The organism is Massilia frigida (genome assembly GCF_011682175.1).
Lineage (GTDB): Bacteria > Pseudomonadota > Gammaproteobacteria > Burkholderiales > Burkholderiaceae_D > Telluria_A > Telluria_A frigida.
In genome coordinates this window covers 1-19471 of sequence record NZ_WHJG01000036.1, presented here as the reverse complement: position 1 = coordinate 19471, position 19471 = coordinate 1, and the positions used below count along the sequence as shown (strand labels likewise).

Below are 19471 nucleotides of genomic sequence, written 5' to 3'. Positions count from 1 at the left end.
CCTAGTGGGTGGATGGATTGACTGCGGTGCTCACCACGGCGTCGGCGCTCTGTGGGAGCTCCTTGGCGGTGGCAGAGGCGATATCGGTTGCCGCAGCCTGGTTCTTCTTTGCTTCTTCGCGCACCTCTTCAAAAAACGATGCCGCCAGCGCGGCGCGCTCGGCAAACGGCAACTCCTTGCCCAGTGCACCGAACGCCTTGCCGGTCGCGCCGAGCGCCTCGCCCAGCGGAGGAAGCGGCGTGACCAGCTGGCTGATCAGTTCCTCGACGTGGGCCACGCCCGCTTCCTTGGCCGACACAGCGGCGCCCAGCAATGCCACTCTGCTGCGCAACTGCCTGAGCGCCGCCAGCCGTTTGGCCTGGCCGCTGAACTCATATAGCTGTTCGTCGCCCGGCAAGTCGAGCAGGCGTGCGTTGTAGCTCTTGATGTTGTCGCCGAGCTGCTCCTTGCGCATGTCGTCGACGGCGGCCTGGCGCCTGGCGTACAGCGCCAGCTCCTGCTTGAGCTGGGCGCTCAGGGACAGGCCGTGCTGCGCTTCTTCCAGCGCCACCGGCGAGGTGGCGCAGCCCGCGAGCAGCAGCGCGGCCGTCATGCAAGGTAGAAAGCGGATCGTCATTTGTTCACTCCTCGTCCAATCCAGAGCAGGGACAGTGCCTGGACCAGGTCTTTGTAATCGGACGCTTTCTGGCCCGACGCCGCGTACGCCACCGCCTGTCCCGCAGTGGCATCGATCAGCACCGCCCATTGGCCGGCGTTGGCCTGGGCGAAAGCGAGCTGCCGTTCACGCGTGAGGTCGCGGCGCAACTCTTCGAGCCGCAAGGTGCGGGCGCGCTGGTCGCCGATCGCATAGGAATAGCGGCCGGCGGCGTCGTACAGCGCTGCCCGGCTGTCGGCATCGTCGCAGGGGGGATTGACCTTAACCGCAGGAAAGGCAATGGCGTCGACCAAGCGCATGCTCCTGTAGCAGCGTTGGAGGGTGTCGAGTCTTGAGCGCGCCACCAGCAGTTCGACTGCCTCGGCCACCCGGGACGCCTGGGCAGCCCGCACCAGGTCAATGTCCTTGCGAACCAGGTCGGCCTGGACCGTGGCCAGGTCGGCCCGGTTTTTCTCCAGGTCGCGCCGGATCAGCAGACTCATCGGAACCAGCGGCTTGTCCAGATCGGCGAGCACCTGCACATCGTCGGCGACGCGCGTGACCAGGACCGCCGCCAGTTCGGCGCGGCTGGCATCCTTGCCGGGATCGGCGCTGGTGCCCAGCTTGCGCAGGATGGCGTCGATGCGCTTGACGCGGTCGTCGGCGAGCGCCTCGTTGCCGAGCACATTGTTGAGCGTCGCCATCTGTGCCAGCGCGCTGCGCACCTTTTTGCCGAGTGCGGTCAAGCGCACGGAAGGCGCGCTGCCGGGCTGGCTGGCGCGCACCGCCGCCGCATACTCCTCCAGCGAGGCGCGGTACTGTGCCATCAAGGCATCGGCATCGGCGGCGAGAGCGGCGTGCTTTCGCTCGAGATCGGCTGTGTTCTTGGCGCTGGTGAGCAGCGTCCCGGCCGGTAGCTTCGCGATCAGCGCGTCCTGATTGCCCGCGAGCGTTACTTCGCTTGCGCACAGCTTGCCGAGCTCACCAAGATACTCGGCGGCATACTTGCTCAGCTCGCCGTTAGCGGCAACATTGACCGCACTGCAGGATGGTGCGTCGGCGCCTTCGGCCTTGAGCAGTTTGCGATAGGCGGTTTGCCTGGCCCGGTTTGCCTGCAGCTGCAGTGACAGGCTCTTCCATCGTTTTACCGCGCCCAGGAAGCCGCTGGCGTCCGTCGTGGCCGCCAGCGGCTTGAGCTCGCCGTCCAGGATCGAATAGAACGTTCTCTCGCTGGGGCCGCCCGTGGCGACCGGAGCATCGAGCAGCAGCACCAGCGCGCTGTCGACCTCGGCACTGCGGCCGGCGGCGATGCTATCGATGTCCGCCTTGAGCAGTTTCTTGCGCTGCTCATGCATGGCCGCGAAATAGCCGTTCAAGTCCACTTTCGCCCACGCCGCCTTCAGGTCCTTGCCTTGCTGGTCGCGCTTCTCGCTGTACAGGTGCATCCCGGCGCAGCCCGATAACGCCAGGCACAGCGACGCGCAGCCAAGCCGATGAAAAGTATTCATGTTGATTCCCTTGTCCGCATCCGATGGAAGGCAGTCCGGTTGGCATCGCAGTCCGCCGCCCGGTAGCTGGAGCCAGTATAGGAAGTTGCACCAGCGTGCGAAATTGTCCGCATGGCCAGTCCGAGGGCCCATTCCGGATGGACAATGTGCTAGCCTTACGGGGTCAACTGGCCATTCGGGCCAGTACCGGACTGAGCACTAGTCCGGACGATGTCCTCAAAGGAGCCCGTCGTGCGCTTGCTGCTTGTCGATGACCACAAGATGTTCACGGAAAGCCTGACCATGGCGCTGGACCGCCTGCAAAAGGGCAACACGCTGTTGGTCGCGCAAAGCCGCGAGGAAGCACTGGAATACGCCAGCGCCGGTCAGCATTTCGAGGTGATTTTGCTCGACCTGCACATGCCCGGCAACGACGGCATGGACAACCTGGCCATCCTGCGCAAGGCTTACGATACGGCCTGCATCGTGATCGTCTCGGGCGAGACCGATCCGCGCATCGTGTTCCAGACCATCGAGCATGGTGCCGCGGGCTATGTGTCCAAGGCGTCCGACCTGAACACCTTGCTGGAGGCGCTCGAAACCGTGCTCAACGGCGGCGTGGCGCTGCCGAGCAAGCTGCCGCGCCCGCAATTTCCCGGCGCACAGCCGCCTGCGCGCCCGCCGTCTGCGCACAATGCGGTGCTCGACGCACTGTCGCCGCGCCAGCGGGAAGCCCTGTTCAGCGCGATTCGCGGTCAGAGCAACAAGGTGATCGCGCGCGAAATGTGCGTGACCCCGAGCACGGTCAAGCATCACCTGGCCATCGCGTTCAAGGTGCTGGGCGTACTCAACCGCACGGCGGCAGTGTACGAGGCGAACCGCCTGCACCTGTTTCCCGACGTGGAGTCAAGCCAGCCCAGCTACCGCGCGCCGGAGCGCACCCACAGCGCCTGCTAGAGCGCGGCGCGGTCGAAGGTGCAGACGATGTCCCAGCGGCCGCCGCGCTGTTCGGCCGTGACCAGCGCGAAACCGTCGCCTTTGGCATACACCACCTCTTCCACCGTACAGTCGAAGCGGCCGGAAAACGCGCCGGCCGGGTCCGCAAAATCGAAGGCGTCCCCGCTGTCGGCCAGGTCCTCCGCGATCGAATTGGCGAACGGATATGGCGCGTACAGGGCCGAACTGTGAAACGAGCGGATCGTGACCGCCGGCCCCGCGCCGGGTGGCTGGACCAGCAAGGTCGCCGTGCACGACAGATGCTCGTCGCCGGAAAGGAACACCACGTTGCGGATGCCATGGCCGCCGATGTGCGCCAGCAGCCGCTGCATCGACGCCGGGTAGCCATCCCACGCGTCCGAGCGCAGGCAGTGCGCGCCCGGGCCGCCGTGGATGGCGCGCAGCCGGCGCGGCACCAGGATCGATGGCGAGGCGATGAACTTGGGCCGCTCCGGATCGGCCCGCTGCTGGGCCAGCAGCCAGTCGAGCAGGCGTTTGAACTGGCGCTCGCTCATGATGGAGGCGCTGGCCGCCGTGGCTGCGGAACGCGGCTGGCGTTCGGTACGGGTGTCGGCGATGAAGAAGGCAAAACCGTGCAGCGGCGTTCCCGTCTCCAGGCTGTGCGGCGCCTGCGCCGCCCCCAGCGACGGCACCAGCGCGTTGGTGCGCTGGAAACGCAGATAGCCCGCGCGGCCCGCCGTCAGGTTGGGGTCGACCCGGCGCGCATGGGCCAGCGGTTCCCAGTTATCCATGATCTCGTGATCGTCCAGCATCATGAAGGTGGGCAGGCGCCGCATGACCGACTTGACGTGTTCGTTCGCGAACAGCTTTTCGTAGGGCTGCACATAGCGGTCGTCCAGCGCGCTGGGGTCGAACAGGCCGGCCGTGGCGTCGCTGTAGATCTGGTCGCCCAGCAGCAGCAGGAAGGCTGGCAGCGTGCCGTCATCGCTGTCGAGCCGCCTGGATAGACGCCCAAAGGAAGCGAACGCCGGTTCCTCGTCGAGCATACCGGCCGGGTACTGGCAACTGCCCATCGCAAAGCACAGGCGCGCTGGCTGCTTGCCAATGGCCCCGGTGCCGAAACCGAGCAGGCCCGGCAACAGCGTCGTCGCCAGGCTGGCCGCCAGTTCGCGCTCGATGCTGAGGACGATATCGTCGAAGGTCTTGTCGACGAAATCGAGCAGCTCGGCGAGGATCGCCGCCAGCGTGAGCGGGTTGCCCGGCAGGATGGGCGGGCTGGCCATGGCGCGCCGCCCGCGCAGCAGCCCCATCAACTCCCTGCCGCGCAAGGACGGATGGAGGAACTGCGGCAAGTCCACCCTGTTATCCCAGAAGGTCGGCTTTTCGTCATAGAAGAGCAGCATCAGCAACCCGTCCGCGCCCTCCGGCCGCGCCGGCGCGAATTGCATCCAGCCATTCTCGTCGCCGGCGCCGGCGTACAGCTGCAGGCCGCGCCACAAAGCGGCCTTGGGCGAATCGCCGGCCGTGCCCGACCATATGCGGTAGTGTTCGCCATCGACCTTGACTGGAATAAAGGCGACCAGCAGCGCGCGCGTGTATGCGGGGTCCGATCCGGCCCCGACCTGGAAGCCGTTCGGCGTGTCGACACTGGTGCGTACCGGCCCGCTCCAGGGCGTGCGCAGCGACCAGCGGTCGACGCTGGGCGAGTCGCTCGTCTTGTATTGCGCGAGCGAGGTCGATTCCGGTCCGATGAACGCCTCCACGGCCGCGAACACCTTGCGCGCGTCGCGCCCGATAAAGCAGTCCTGGTGGCCGAATCCCTCCATTGGCCGGGTGACATAGGCGAACAGGGTGTCCTTGAACATGGCATCCATGCGGCCCAGGGTGGCCGGATCGGACAAGCCGTTGTCCAGGCCGTGCACGCTCATGGTATCGAAGATCCAGCGTTTCTTGATGTCCTCGCGCGACACGTACACATTGCGTCCGGCGCGGTTGGTGATGGTTTTCAGGCGCGCGAAATGCATGGCCTGCGATACCGTTTCGATGCTCAGCGGCCCGAAGAAGTCATCGATATGGTCGAGCACCGGGCGGTCCACATTGCACAGGCTGAAGTCGCGCCCGTACAGCGCGTCCATGCGGTGGCGCGTGCGCACGAAATCGGCCTTGCCCCACGGCCACCACGGGTTTTCAAGGTGAAATTCTTCCGTTGGATACGGGGTGGTGGCCAGCAGGCGGTCGATTACCTCGTCCATGAGGCCCGGTTCGCCGTCGATCCGGAACGCGAAATCACGCAGCGGCAACAATTGGCGCAGGTAGCCGAGCAGATAGGCGCGGAAAATATTGGCCTGGCTGAACACTACCAGCGGCCCCACCTGCGACAATACCAGGCGCCGGATACTGCCATTCATGGCCCGCCGCTCCGCCGCAAAGCGCTCCCCTGCGCGCGGCTCGGCCAGGATGGCCATGCTGATCATGGCCGCGCCCATGCAGTGGGCGACCACGTCCAGATAGCCGAAACCGCTGGCGCGGCAGATATGGTCGATCGCGACCGGGATGTCGGCATGCGCCGCATCCTCGAATGACCACGGGTGGCGCGCGTGCGGCATGCCGCTGCTGGTGCGCAGGTCGACGATCCAGATGTCGCGTTTTCGCTTCCACAAATAGCTGGCCAGGTTGGGCTTGACCTGCGGATGGGCAAAAGTGGTACCACTCGCGCTGTAGCCGTGGATCATGACCACCGGCGGGCGATCCGGGTCCTGCTGGTCGCAGCGGTAGCGCGTCAGGCGCACATGCACAGGCGTGCCGTCAGGCAACTGGTCGACTTCGAGTTCGCTGATTTCCGGATGCGGCAGCCCGGGGATGATGCCCGGCAGGCGCGCCGGCACGCGCATTGGCGTCGCATCGGGCTTGCGCAGGCTCCACACGTGAATGGTGAGCAGCAGGCGCAGCAGGTAGGCGCCGAGCGCGACCACGTCGGCCAGCGCGGATGGCTGGTCCTGCTGATCCAGGATGCGGAACAGCGGCACGTTTTCACGCACCAGGAAATTGGTGTCGAGCTCCAGCTCGGGCCGGGTGCCCGTTCTCAGGCAGGGGAAGGCGCCCAGCTCCATGCGCATCAGCTGGTTCCAGGGGTTCGAAGCGCGGGCGTAGGTGAAGCGCTTGCAGCCGAGAATCGGCTGGCCGCTGAATTTGCCGGCGTCCAGGCGCGCGCCGGCCACCTCGGCGGCACCGATCACGAGGGCGTACTCGAACAGGCGCACTTCGCCGGCGTGCGAGGCCACGGCCATGGCGTTGTCGTAGCGCGTGCGCACGTCGCCCCACAACTGGCGCGCCGTCGCGCGCGTGAACGACAAACCGCCGTGCGACAAGCGCTCGGCGCCCCACTGCCACAAGTCGCGCAAGCCGCGGTTGAGCAGCCACGGCCGCAAACTGTTGGAGCGGCGCTGCTGCGGCGTGGACGCTTCCCGATGGAAGAAATGCAGCGTCCCCGCCACGCCGGCCTTGAGCAAGGGCGGCGGCGGCATCTCGCCCGGCACGTCGCGCCGCAGTTTCCAGTCGTCCCACTGGGTGGCGTCGAAGATGTCCAAGGTGCTGGTCGCGGGATCGACCTGCAAGGCGCGTTGGATGGGTGCCGCTTTGCCCCCCTGCGGCAGCACCAGGGCGGCCAGGTCGATGGTGGAAAAATGCAGGCTCAGCTCGATTACGCAATGCAGCTTGACGCCACGCCGGTCGACCAGCGTGGCCGGGCCGGACATGCGTTCGATGAACTCGGCCGTGGTCGGGCGTGGTGTCTCGGGCTCCTGTTCTGGCCGGAAGCGCGGCCGGAGCACCGGCGACGGCGCGGCGGCAGGCGCCGTACTCCACCCCCATTTCCGTTTCAGCTTGTCGATCGCGCGCAGCGCCAGCGCCGTGATGGTCAGGGCCGGATTGACGCCGAGCGCGCCGGGCAGGATGGCGCCGTCGAGCACCATCAGGCCGTCGTACACGGCACCGTCGTCCCCGGCCTGGGCGCGAAACACCTCGCCGCAGTCGTTGACGACGCCGTCGAGCGCGTTCGCGCCGATGGCGCAGCCGCCCAGCGGATGCACGGTCAGCAAGGGCCCGCGCCGCTTCGCCAGCAGGAATTCCATCGATTCGGGCAGCATCTTCCACAGCGGATTCGGGAGAATGGTGCCGTTCGGACCGGGCCCGGGATTGCCGCTGTCCGGCGCGCCGCCCAGCGCGCGCACCTGGTCCTCGAACAGGGGATGATCGCGCAGCCCCGGCCAGCGTACCCGGATCGCGCCGTCGCCGCTGGCGTCATCCTTGCCGCCGACCAGTTCGAGCGCGCCGCCGGCGCCATCGTCGCCCATCACGGCCAGCAGCGCACTGCGCCCCAGCCGCGCGGGGTCGAGCGCGCACGGGTCGCGCTCGTCGGGCAGGCCGCTATGCGCGCCGCTGTCGCGCCGGCCGAGTTCATGCAGGCTGTTCGCGGTGGTGGCCATTTCCTCGAACAGGCGGCGCAGGGGGCCCGGCACCGCCATGTCCTCGACCAGCAGGTCGCCGAAGCGGCCGGGCAGGTCGACCATGCCGGTGATCGTCGGCCCGACCTGGCGCTCGCGCGGCGGCACGCTCTCGTCGGCCACGCCATTGACCTGATCGGGGCCATCGTAGGCGACCGCGATCATGTCGCCGTTGCTGGAAAACTTTTGGCCGATTGCCGACGAGAACCTGAGCTCCTCGCACTGGGAGCGCAGCAGGATTTCGGTGGAGCCGAAGGTGCCGGCCGCCAGGATCAGCTTGCGCGCCCGGATCTTGTACGGCAGGTCGCGCCGCGCCCGCAGCTGGGCGTCGGTATAGTTGACGTGGACGCACCAGGCGCCCAGCCTGGCGTCGCGCTCAATGCGCAGCACCGTGGCCCCGGTGTAGAGTTTCGCGCCCTGCTTCCATGCCTGGTACAGCAGGTTGGTGTCGAGCGACTCCTTGGCGTTCAGGTTGCAGCCGGTGGCGCAGTCGCCGCACATGGCGCAGGCCGACAAGCCCACGCCGCCGGCGCTGGGACGCTCGCCCATGGCGACCGTGATCGCGGCCGGGCTGAATACGCCATCGTTCGGTTGCAGCCGGCCGGCCATCTTGCGCAGGGCCTCGTATTTGGCGGGCGCCGGGCCGGCGTGCTTCTCGATCGTATTCGCCGCGCCGCCGACCCGCGCACCCAGGGCGTCGAGCGCCGTGACGAAGTATGGTTCCAGCTCGCCCACCAGCGCGGCCAGTTTCTTGAGGGGCGCCCCGCGCGGGCGCACCATGACGCCCGCATTGATCAGCGATCCGCCGCCCAGGCCGTTGGCGACCAGCGCGCTGACGTCGCTGCCGACGCGCACATCGAACAGGCCCTCGCGCTCGCCGCTTGGCGCGGCCCCGTTGGACGTGCTGAAACGCACGTGGCCGGCCAGTTCGCTCATGCGGCCGGGGAAGGAACCCGGCAGGTATTCCTTGCCGCGTTCGAGCACCCAGACCGTCACCGGCTTGCCATCCTTCGCGCTGCCGGCCAGCCCTGCCGCCGCCACCGCGCCACCGTAGCCGCTGCCGACGATCAGCACGTCGACATCGAGCGCCGGCTCGCCCTCCTCCTTCAGCGTGGAAAACAGCTGTTCGACGCCTTGCGAGAGCCATGCCGGCGCCCGCTTACCGCTGTTCGTCTGGTCCATGGCACGCGCTCGCTTGAAGTGCGCTGGCCTCGTTCAGGGCTTGCCTGAGGACGTCGGCAGCGACGGGTTTGTGAAGCAATGGAAGGCCGGCACTGTTCGCTTCGCGCAGGCGGTCGGGTGCGGTATCGCCGCTGATCAGGATGGCGGGCAGGCGCGGGTAGAGCTGGCGCAGCGCCGCCACGGTGGCCAGGCCGTTGTCGCCGTCGCGCAGGCGAAAATCGACCAGCAGCAAGTCCGGACACCAGTGCGCGCCCGCCACCAGCGCCTCCGCCGTGCCGCCGGCCAGCGTGACTTGCGCACCCATGCCTTGCAGCAAGGCCTGCATGCCGGCGCGCACCGAGGCGTCGTCGTCGACCACCAGCACATGGCGGGCCGCAATCGGGGCGGCCGGCGCGGCGGCCGGGCGTTCGGCGCTGCGCTGCTGGCCATGTTGATCGCAGACCAGGTAAAAGCTGGTGCCGACGCCCGGCAGCGACACCATTTCCAGGCGCAGGCGCAGCAGGTCGGCCAGGCGGCGCACGATCGACAGGCCCAGGCCAAGGCCCTTGCTCTGGTCGCGCTCGGAATTGCCGAGCTGGTAAAACTCTTCGAACACGCGGTCGTGCTCGGCGAGCGGAATGCCGCTACCGCTGTCGACCACGGCCAGCACCACCTGCCCGCCGTGCCCGTCCAGGCTCAGGCTGACCGTGCCGTGGGAGGTGTACTTGATGGCGTTGTCGACCAGGTTGCACACCAGCCGGCCGAGCAGCACTTCATCGGTCACGATCAGCGGTGCGCAGCCGCAGTCGAGCGTCAGCTGCAAGCCCCGGGCCTGGGCGGCCGGCAGGTATTCGTCGAACACGCAGGCGAGAAAAGGCGCTACCTCCAGTTCCGCCGGCCGGACCTGGACGATGCCGGCATCGAGCTTGGAGACGTCGAGCAAGGCGTCCAGCTGGCCCGACAGGGTTTGCAGCGCCTGCCCCATGTGGCGCGCGATGTCGCGGCTGGCGTCGTCGAGCTGCTGCATGCCCAGCGCGCCCGCGAACAGCGATAGCGCATGCACCGGCTGGCGCAAGTCGTGGCTGGCCGAGGCCAGGAAGCGGGTCTTGGCGCGGTTGGCTGCTTCGGCCGCGCTCAGCGCCGTGTTGAGCTGCGCGTTCAGGCTGGCCTGCTGCAGGCGGATTTCGAACGATTCGCGAAACAGGCGGAACGAGTCGCTGGCCAGGGCGATCAGCACCGCGCCGAACAGGGCCAGGATGAGCGCGGTGGCGCCGCCGATCCAGCCGCCATGGCCCATCAGCGCCCATTGGGCCACCAGCGGCGCCATCACCGGCAGCAGGAAGGCGAGAAACACCGGGCGGTAACCGGCGGTGGTGGCGACCGAACCGGCGCACAGCCCCACCAGCAGCAGGGACTGGATGGCGCGCTGGAATTCGGGCAGGGCCGTGAAAAAGAGCAGCGAGAGCGCGTGCGTGCAGCCATTCAGGGCGCTCAGGGCGATGCAGATTTGCAGGCGGCGCGCGTCGCTCAGGTCGGCCAGCGCCGGCAGCCGTCCCAGGATGACCCAGCGCGCCACCAGCACCAGCGCCACCAGCAGCAGCCAGGCGCCAAGGTACAAGATGGGGACGCGTCCCCACGCCAGGGCGGCGATCATGACGGCGCCGAGAAAGACCGGGATGGGCACGCGGCGGCCCTGGCGCGCGAGCAGCCGGAGGAGCTCGGCTTCGAGGCTGTGTGCGGTTGCATCCCTGACTTCTGACGTCATCCAAGCCACCCCTTAGCGAAAGCATGACAGGCGCAGTGGCGCCCCCGGCGGCGCGAATCTCATGACATTACAGTAAGCCGTTTGAAAAGCCAACTGGCCAATAGGCCAAGCCGGAAGGAAACGCGCGCGGCGCGCTCACCAGCCCATTGCCGCGTGAGGCGGATGCACGAATCGCCGGGTCGGCGCTAGTTCGTCGGCAGCATGGCTTTGAGGATAGAACTGGCCTGCTTCGCCAGCGGGCCGGCAGTGCTATCGAGCTGCGCCGCCGCCTTGGCCGTATCCTGGAGACGCCTATAAAATAAGGTCGCCATGCCAAAGGCGCCAGAGCTGCAGTTTTCCTGCGGATCGTAGCGCCATCCTCCAGTCTGTGCCTGTAGCACGCAGCGCCTGGTTGCCGGGACGCGCAGCCACAACAAAGCCCTCAAGTCATCCTTCGCAAGTTGGGTGAAGTTGCTGTGTCCCAGCCAATCCGACTGCGCCTTGGACGCATCGACCACGTCCAGATATGGGAGTGACTGGACACCGCCATCGCGGTCGCCGGCACGCTTCAAATGATCAGTATTGAACAGTCCGGTGCGAATCAATTCCGACAGACTGAGAGGGATATCGCGCCCTGCCGTGTATAGCGTCATTCTGCTTGCCTGGCTGTAGGTTTTGCCGACCATTGTGTCGAACTCCTTGCTCTCGACGTCGGGCGAGGCGAAGATCACGCTATCGAAACGCCGCTTTTCACCGCTGGAAGGCAAGAGCTGCAGCGCTTCGAGCAGCAATCGATTGCCCATCGAGTGTGCGATGACGTAGACGCTCTTCGCGCCAACCGAGCTGGACACGTCGACCAGCAAGTCTTTAAGGGCCTCCTTATTGATCAGGGCATTCGATTCATCCATATCCGCGACGTACTTCAACACATTTTTCTTGGAGGGCCAGGCGTAGGAGACCACGCTGCCATCGATTTCCAGATCGACGGCCAGCATTCCCGCCGTTTCCATGCCATCCTGGAACGATTGATTGAAGCCGTGGATGTAGACCAGCGATTCCTTGCGAGCGGAGGCATTCATTCTCTCGCCGATGGCTTTCAGGAAACCAGCCCTGCCGTCATAAAGGGAGATTTCCTTCAGAATCACATGGTGGTTGGGATCGGTGCTGAAGTCGAGCTTGAGGATGGATGCGTGCGGAATTGTGCCGCTCTCGCGCTGGCGCGGAACGCTGACGTAGGAAACGCCATAGCTGCTCGCCCCGGCGCGCTGCGTGCCGAAATACGCCTGGGGATCGTCGTTACCTGTTTTTGTGCGGGTGGTCTGAAAAAAGACGGGAACCAGCTGATAAGGCTTCGATTCAATCGCGGGCGGAGCGCTCGCCAAGACGCTGATGCCCTTGATCGAGGCGGGAGCCACCTTCTTCAAATAGTCTGCTTTCTTCGTGAACTGTACGGCCTGGGCAGCATCGCCTTTTGCGGCATGGATCCGGCCCAAATCGCGCAGGACAAAACGGCTGGCCGGGTCATCGGCGCCATAAACGATGTCGGACACTCTCAGCGCGTCGGTCAGCAGACCGACGGCACGGGCCGGTTCTTTGGAGCGCAAGCACACGTTTGCAGCCAGGCGTAATACAGGGATCAACCTGGCGCTGTCCTTTCCGTAGAGCTCGCGTGCCTCGTCAACGACCGTTTTCGATAGCGCCAGAGCGGTGGCTTTATCCGGTGCCTCATTGTTCAGGTAGCGCTCAAGGGCATCGAGCTTCATACTGAGCACCACCTCACGCTCATCCTTGTCTTTGGGCGCCGCCGTCGCAATGATGTGCATCAGGGTAGCGGTCGACACCTCACCGTCTTTGGCATTGTTCTTGATGATCAGTTCCGACACCGTCGGTGCGGCCTGGGCAAAACACATGCCACTAAAAAACAGGGCGGCGGCAGCTTGCCATGCATGCGCATGTATGGTCTGGCAATGGGATGAGCTCATGTGTTCTCCTTTATTTAGAGCGCGTTAACGTCGGATTCAGCGGCCCGAACCGACTAGCGTAAATTGCGACCAATACGCAGGATGGGCCCACACATATTTGTCGCCCTCGGCGCATGCCATGGAATCGTTTGCGCAACGGACATCGGCTGCGGCCATCTGCAACGCCATTGCGCTGGACTTCTTGCCGTCCCTCACGTAGCGAAGGAAGTTCACCGCGAAGTCTTCCGCGACAGCCGGATCAACCGGCAAATTGGTCGCCACAACGGAATCCGCACCTGCGAAGAAAAATGAATTGACCAGTCCCGCATATGGCTGGGCATTGTCGATCGTTCGGCCACCCGCCGTCTCGCACGCAAGCAACATGATCAGTCTTAGTGAGAGCTTCAGCGACATCACCTTGGACGGATCGAGGAAATCGGCGACATCGGCCTGGCTTGTGGGTGCCAGCAGAATGGCAGGTTCCTGCGTTCCGTATTTTGCGCTCTCGCCCGCAGCCAATGCGTGCGAGTTGATCAAGGCCATGTCGCCACTCGACAGGATTGCGCTATTGCTGGCCGCTTCCAGGCCCCCATAGTTGGCTTGGGCTCGTAGCAGCGGCGCCGGATCGCCGGGCTTGCGAACCCTGTCGAGCAAGCTTGCGGTATCGGGCATCGGCGATAGACGAAGATCGATCAGCATTTGCATCGCGACCTCCGGGTTGCCGACGCCGAGCAAACGGGGATTTTCCCGGTCGTTTGCGGCGCTGGTTTTTAGCAGCGAATGCACGGAGGGAAGCGAAACAAAGGCAAGCCTGTCTCCGAGCCAACGCAAGCGGCGATACGTCGAGAAATCGATGGCCGACTGGGCCGGCGGCGCCGCTGTGACCAACGCTGAAAATGGAATCAGCGCCAGATCTTCACCTGCCACCAGATAGACCGTGCGCGCGCCGGCGAGCAATGCCTCGACGGGCTTGAATAACTGCTTGTAGAGCTGCCAGGCGATGTCGGCACGATAAGCGGGAGGCAAGCGGGTACTCTGCTGCGAGAGAAAATTGGTACTTGCCTTTAGTTTTGCCACGGCATTTTTCATCGCATTGCGCGAGACCTTGGTGGACACAATTCTGGCAGAATCGTGCCGCACTACGACGGATACCAGCGTGTCATCAAACAGCGTCAACAGCATAGCGGCATCGTCTGCCGTCAGCGCTTTCTTTACTTCGGCCAGCGTGGCAATGCTTTGATTCCTCAGTTCCGCATATCTTGCGTATTCTGCTGGGTGATCCATCATGCTGGACATCATTTTCTCGAGGCCGTCAGCGCTGTTCGTGGACATCCGTCTTACCATGTCCGATAAGTGAAGCTCCTTGGCCGCCACGTTAAATTGGTCGGAAAGCCGCACCATGCCAAGCTCTGCCTCCTGGATACTGTTGCGGACATCGACGCTTGCGAAGACGGATCGGGCCGTCGCTGAGGAGATGCCGTTGTGCGCCTGCATGATGGAGGCAGCCTGCAACAAAACGAAGTCTTCGTTGCCGATCGCATTGCTGTGCTGCTGAAACGTCCCACTGTCGGCCAGCATGGTGAAAATGGCGGCATTCAGGGTTTGGCGTTCCTTGCTGCCTTTGTTAACGAACTCCTGCCCCAGGCGCATGACGATTTCTGGCCGCGCGAGCAAGCATTTGGCCGCCTGGGCGAGTCGGGTTCGCGCCACGTGATCGCCTGCGAATACCTTGCTGTAGTCCGGCCAGTTCGCGACAAAATCCGAAGGCAGGAACGCTTGACGTGCCTCGTCCATGCCGGATGCTTTTGCGAACAATTCGCGGGCCTCGTATTCCATGATCGAGCGGACCGCCGCTGTCGGTACCCGTTCGCCCATTTTCAGCCCGATCTTCATGGCGATCTTACTTAATAGATATTCTTTAGCGGGCATTACCTGATCCGCATCCTCGTTCGGCGCGAAGTTCGCCGCCGCGTGGCAGCTGGACAGGACGTTCAAAGGCGCTGGCACGGCATCGATGTGGGGCGAGCGCAATGCGGGGCTATTCCTTATTGTCTTGACGAGTTGCCGTGCCTCTTTCAGCTGGTTGGCGCTGTACAGCGCTCCAAGCTTCATGAGATCGAAGGGGGTGAGGTCGATCTTTACCTCTTCTGCTGCCGCGAGTGCGGCATATAAGTCGCGCATAGCGTTAACGGACGCCAGTAATATATCGTAGTCATTGAGTGCGGCGGCACTTAAATAGGCCATGGAGATCAACACTGCCGCCCAGTCTTCTTCGGACATTTCCTCATCCTTGGCGGCGGCCATTGCCTTTGCGATCCGGGGGAAGTGCTTGCCGTCAGCTCGCGCGATCCAGTAGCCCACAGCTTGGGCTTGCATCAGGTTGGCCGCAATCCTTTCCATCTCCTCGAATCCCCACTCTCCGTCATTTCCGTCAAACAGGCGGTCCATATCGGGTACGTAGGAGCGCAATTCCACCAGCGCCTTTTTCCGCCTTTCTGTGTCTGCTCCGGACACCTTACTAACTGGCATGAGTGCCAGTTGCAGCTGCGGATGTCGCGCGAGTGCTTTATCCAGCAGTTGCAGCGTAGCCCTGTAGCTGACACTATCGCCGAGCCGGTAATAGTTGAAGGCCGTCTGCGTTATGACGGTGAAGCACGTAAAACTGGCGTTGTCCATGTCAGCGCAGTATTTTGCGAAGAACATGCTGCCGAGGCGATTGGCCAGTGCGTAGTTGTTGCCGTAGAAAGCGTTCAGGCGATAGTACTGGTACGCTGGCCCCCTGGCTTCAAGCAGGTAAGACATGATCTGCACATCCAGCGATTCGTTGGAGGCTCGCCCGCTTCGATGCAAGGTACCAAGCGCCCTATAGAACATTGCCCCGCTTCGGGCCGCCATATGGCGATTGGCGAAGGCCTCGGCTGCGACCTGAGCACTTTCTTTTTCAGCTCACTGACCATATCGTCGATATTCTCGCTACCGAAGAGCTCCTCTTCCTTGTCCGCAGCAGGCTTTTTAATTGGACTGGTCTTCGCCAAGGCGAGCAGATCGTCGAGAATTTTCATGCCCTGCGCAAGCAATCCCGGCGAAACAAAGAACTCCATCCCCATGCTCAGCTCAGCGGAATGAAGCCGGGCGAGCATGGCAGGCTCGTTGATGACTGCCGCGTAGACCTCCGGTGCCTCTTCGATGAGCCCGCCCAGCACATAGCCGGCGTTTCGAATCTCCCACTCGGTCGGCGCAGGAATCCGGGAAAATTTTTCGAGCCTGCTACCTAAACGTTCGACGGCACTGCGCCGATCGCTACCGGGCGCGTAGCCTTGAATTCCCTCCGCATGAAGCCGCGCGGCCGTCGCCTCGACGTTTGCCGCAAGGTCCCTGGTGAGCGCATGAAATGCCGCGTACTTGTCCGCTTCTGTGGCAGCGAGTGCAGTCAAGGCAAACATGAGCAATAAAAACGAGAGAGCAAAGCGCCGCATTTTATTCTCCACATAAGGCGTCGCGTGAATGTTCACGCTACGACTCCAAACTCATCCGAAACGTCGTTTGGATCATCCACGCCACCTTTTGTCCGAACGCATGACATGCGCGGAGGCCCCGGCGGTGTGACACTGATGACACTACAGCAAGCGGTTTGAAAAGCCAACTGGCCAATAGGCCAAGCCGTCGGGCCAGCGCAGCGGTGTTGTTCCGGCCTTCCAAGCTTATGTGAAATGCGTCGTTCTGTTAACGGTAGGCACAATTTATAGTGGCTGCCAACGCACGGCCGCGCGCCGGCGCCCCTATCACTCAGGAGTACACGGAATGAAGCAACACGGTTATCATCGCGGCCCCACGGGCATCCGTCTCAGCATCCTGGCGATGTCGATCGCATCGCTGCACGGCATGGGCTGGGCGCAAAGCGCGGACGCCGGGGCCGAGGCAGCCCCGCCGGCCGTGGTGGTGACCGGTACCCGGGTGTCCAACCGTTCCGTGCTCGATACGGCGTCGCCGGTCGACGTGGTGTCGGCCGAGCTGATCAACAATAATGGCGTCACCGAAGTCAGCCAGGCGCTGTCGGCCGCCCTGCCCGCGCTCAACTTCCCGCGCCCCGGCCTGACCGATGGCACCGACACGGTGCGCCCGGTCACCCTGCGCGGCCTGGCGCCGGACCAGGCTCTGGTGCTGGTCAATTCCAAGCGCCGCCACGCCTCGGCCCTGGTCAATGTCAACGGCACCGTGGGCCGTGGCTCGGCCTCCGCCGACCTCAATTCCATTCCGGCTGCCATCCTCCAGACGGTGGAAGTGCTGCGCGACGGCGCCGCCGCCCAATACGGCTCGGATGCGATTGCCGGCGTCATCAATTTCCGCCTGCGCGAAAACCGCAGCGGCGGCGAACTGAGCGCCAGCAGCGGCGCGCGCATCACGGATTACGGAGTCAATCCGGGCACCCCGCCGGCCGGCCTGGCGCTCGACGTGCCCAGGTCGCGCAAGCGCACCGACGGCCACAGCACCACGCTGAGCGGCTGGAAAGGCTTTACGCTGGCCGAGGATGCCTTCCTCACCGTGGCCGCCGAGTACAAAAAGCAATCGCATACCGAACGCAGCGCCTACGACGTGCGCCAGCAGTATCCCCTGGTAAACGGCAAGTTCGACCCGCGCGAGCAAGATTTCCAACGTTACGACACCTGGGGCGGCGAGCCGGAACTGACGCAGGCGACCGTGTTCGCCAACGCCGGCATCCCCTTGCAGGACGAGGCCCGGCTGTACGGTTCGGCCAGCTACCAGCGGCGCGATTCGCGCGCGGCCGGCTTCTTCCGCCGTCCGCTGCAGGATGAAAATATCGTGTCGGTGTACCCGGACGGCTACCTGCCCGTCATCGCGGGTTCTGTCGCGTTGTTGATCAAACGACGGAATTTTCCCTGGAACGGCACTGTGCGCCTCAAACTGGACGGACCATCCCTGCCAGCGTAAAAAATTGCTCGGCGAACGACATCGCATCGGCGCCGTCGATTTCGAACTGACCCTTGCGGATTATGTGCATCAGCTCGATTCCAGCGAGCACCGAGCCGGCGGACCGGAACGATTTGAAGTTGAGCATGGGCTTGGTCACCCGCTTGATGGCGCGATGGTGCTGCTCGACAATGTTGTTGAGGTATTTGACCTGGCGTACTACGATCGGGACGTCGCGGCTGGTGTTGATCGCATCGATCGCCGCCTTGTTGGCGCCGCTCTTGTCCATCGCGATCTTATCCGGATAGCCGTTCGCCACGATGGCCTTGTCGAAGAAGCGCTTCGCTGCGGCCATGTCGCGCTTGGCCGTCAGCAAGAAGTCGACGGTCTTGCCCTGCTTGTCGACGGCACGGTAGAGGTATTTCCAGACGCCCTTGACCTTGATGTAGGTCTCATCCATGCGCCAGCTGCAGCCGACCGGGCGCTTGTGTTTCCGGGCCATCTTCTCGATGAGCGGCAGGAAGCGAATCGCCCACCGGTTAATTGACGAATGGTCGACCGACACGCTGCACTCTTCCATCATTTCCTCGAGGTGCCGGTAGCTCAGTGGATAGCCGGCATACCACCGGATGCAGACGAGGATCACATCGATAGGGAAGCGCATCCCTTTGAAGTTGAGCATGTCGATTCGTCCTGGGTTGGGGCGCCGCAGTTTACATGATTGCCCCGCCGACGTTCGCTAATGCGACAGAACCAACATTCCGTCGTTTGATCAACAACGCGACAGAACCTTGACGGTTTGACGCGATACTTCGAGCCGATCGGCCAGGTTGGCCTGGCTCCATCCACGTTCGGCGCGTAGTTCACGAATTGTGTTATTCATCGCTCCATCATCCACCGGCGGATCAAGCCGACAATGAGCCAGGAGTAGCCGAAAGCTTTAGGGCCAGAGATGCTCTATCGTGGACGTTTAATTTCTGGTAAACATTCTGTATAAAATTTCGGACTGTAGACGGCGCCACGTTGAGTTGGCGTGCTACTGCTTTGTGAGTCAGACCTTGCCCATATAACAATGCAGCTTTTAACTCCCGCGGAGTTAGTCCACATGGTTCGATGCGGTGTGCTCGCACCAACCATACAGATTCGAGACATTGGACGGTAAGTCGAACGGGATGACTAACGAAATTATAATAACCATCCGTTTCGAGCGTTCGTTGCAATAATTCAGGGATGCGGTAGCCCTTCCAAGAGGCGAACTCTGCGCGTAAATACTCGTCGAACTGAGAGGTGCAGAAGTTTAGCAATCCAGAGTAAGAAATAATTGCAAAGGGAAAGGCAGGTTCAGCACCTTGAGTCAACGCACGATTTATCTGCAACGCTTGCTGAAGGTGGGGAGCAAACCCCTCAATACAACGTTGGTCTGCATACGTAAACTGATCGTCGTCGCGCGCGCGGTATAGCGAAAGTCCCTCTAGCAAACCCGATATCTCATTGATGGTTGCGATGACAAGTCCATTCAAATGGCGGAAGCGCACAGTGTAGTCAAGAACAACTGCGACTTCTGCATCCGAAAAGAGACGTCGAGCGTTGAAGTTGCATGCAATTCCTGGAGAGTTCGATACTGCGGACAAAACCCGATCAAGACGAGCGACTTCTTCCCAATGCACGTTCACTGCTTCAGGCTCTCGGTGATTTAGTGAGGTACGGACCTCAGCGCCGCCACGAGTTGTATCAACTCCAATCAAACGTCCCGAATCAAAAGGAACTAGCGCCTTTATACGTTCAAACACTGCGATTTGGAACCTGTCGATTGATTCAGAACGGCAATCTTTGTACAAGCTCAACAACTCACTGTTGAAGGAAGTCATGGCGAGACTGCGTTATTGCTCAAGTGTAGCGGGTGCCATTCCGAAAAGGGAACTTCCAGATGCGGAAAATGCCCGGCGTCGACGGTTTTAGATTTAGCTTGTGAGCCTCTTGCAAAACTAGCGGAACGGATGAAAATTGCTTGGCAGCGCAAGCGAAAAGGTGGGGGTGGGCGCCCATTTCTGGCATGATTTAGTTTCTAACGCTTAATCAAAACGCCCACACCATGA

12 protein-coding genes are annotated in these 19471 nt (G+C 63.2%); 2 read left to right on the top strand and 10 right to left on the bottom strand.

The window, feature by feature from the left end:
* Nucleotide 1: 1 nt before the first annotated feature.
* Nucleotides 2–616: a hypothetical protein gene (locus tag F2P44_RS26245; protein WP_167091023.1), complete on the bottom strand. Its 615-nt coding sequence runs from the start codon at nt 614–616 to the stop codon at nt 2–4.
* A complete protein-coding gene (locus tag F2P44_RS26240) occupies nt 613–2142 on the bottom strand; it encodes a hypothetical protein (RefSeq protein WP_167091021.1) in 1530 nt (509 codons plus the stop codon). Before F2P44_RS26240 ends, F2P44_RS26245 begins: the two co-directional genes overlap by 4 nt.
* A gap of 231 nt (nt 2143–2373) precedes the next feature.
* On the opposite strand from F2P44_RS26240, the gene F2P44_RS26235 reads away from it, so the two are divergent.
* Nucleotides 2374–3078, top strand: a complete 705-nt coding sequence (locus F2P44_RS26235; protein WP_167091018.1) for a response regulator transcription factor — start codon at nt 2374–2376, stop codon at nt 3076–3078.
* Here F2P44_RS26235 and F2P44_RS26230 read toward each other — a convergent pair.
* The 5 genes from F2P44_RS26230 to F2P44_RS26210 all read right to left on the bottom strand — a co-directional run bounded on the left by F2P44_RS26230 (nt 3075) and on the right by F2P44_RS26210 (nt 15958).
* Nucleotides 3075–8762 (bottom strand): alkaline phosphatase D family protein, encoded by a 5688-nt coding sequence (locus F2P44_RS26230; protein ID WP_167091016.1) that lies wholly within the window; start codon nt 8760–8762, stop codon nt 3075–3077. The genes F2P44_RS26235 and F2P44_RS26230 overlap by 4 nt on opposite strands.
* Nucleotides 8740–10506, bottom strand: coding sequence for an ATP-binding response regulator (locus tag F2P44_RS26225; protein ID WP_167091012.1), 1767 nt, complete (start codon nt 10504–10506; stop codon nt 8740–8742). Before F2P44_RS26225 ends, F2P44_RS26230 begins: the two co-directional genes overlap by 23 nt.
* 185 nt (nt 10507–10691) lie before the next feature.
* Entirely contained in the window at nt 10692–12467 is a 1776-nt protein-coding gene (locus tag F2P44_RS26220) for an alpha/beta hydrolase (protein ID WP_167091008.1), read from the bottom strand.
* Nucleotides 12468–12503: 36 nt separating this feature from the next.
* On the bottom strand, nt 12504–15248 hold the full coding sequence (locus F2P44_RS26215) for a CHAT domain-containing protein (RefSeq protein WP_167091005.1): 2745 nt from the start codon (nt 15246–15248) through the stop codon (nt 12504–12506).
* Nucleotides 15197–15958 carry a hypothetical protein gene (locus F2P44_RS26210; RefSeq protein ID WP_167091002.1) on the bottom strand — a complete coding sequence of 254 codons (762 nt, stop codon included), beginning with the start codon at nt 15956–15958 and terminating at the stop codon, nt 15197–15199. Before F2P44_RS26210 ends, F2P44_RS26215 begins: the two co-directional genes overlap by 52 nt.
* A gap of 289 nt (nt 15959–16247) precedes the next feature.
* On the opposite strand from F2P44_RS26210, the gene F2P44_RS26205 reads away from it, so the two are divergent.
* Nucleotides 16248–17396, top strand: a complete 1149-nt coding sequence (locus F2P44_RS26205; RefSeq protein ID WP_223165109.1) for a TonB-dependent receptor plug domain-containing protein — start codon at nt 16248–16250, stop codon at nt 17394–17396.
* Here the strand turns inward: F2P44_RS26205 and F2P44_RS26200 are convergent.
* The 3 genes from F2P44_RS26200 to F2P44_RS26190 all read right to left on the bottom strand — a co-directional run bounded on the left by F2P44_RS26200 (nt 17365) and on the right by F2P44_RS26190 (nt 19243).
* Nucleotides 17365–18057 carry an IS6 family transposase gene (locus F2P44_RS26200; RefSeq protein WP_167091000.1) on the bottom strand — a complete coding sequence of 231 codons (693 nt, stop codon included), beginning with the start codon at nt 18055–18057 and terminating at the stop codon, nt 17365–17367. The genes F2P44_RS26205 and F2P44_RS26200 overlap by 32 nt on opposite strands.
* A 90-nt stretch (nt 18058–18147) precedes the next feature.
* A complete protein-coding gene (locus F2P44_RS26195; RefSeq protein WP_167090998.1) occupies nt 18148–18258 on the bottom strand; it encodes a helix-turn-helix transcriptional regulator in 111 nt (36 codons plus the stop codon).
* A 22-nt stretch (nt 18259–18280) separates the two neighbouring features.
* On the bottom strand, nt 18281–19243 hold the full coding sequence (locus F2P44_RS26190; protein ID WP_167090996.1) for a LuxR C-terminal-related transcriptional regulator: 963 nt from the start codon (nt 19241–19243) through the stop codon (nt 18281–18283).
* Nucleotides 19244–19471 lie beyond the last annotated feature (228 nt).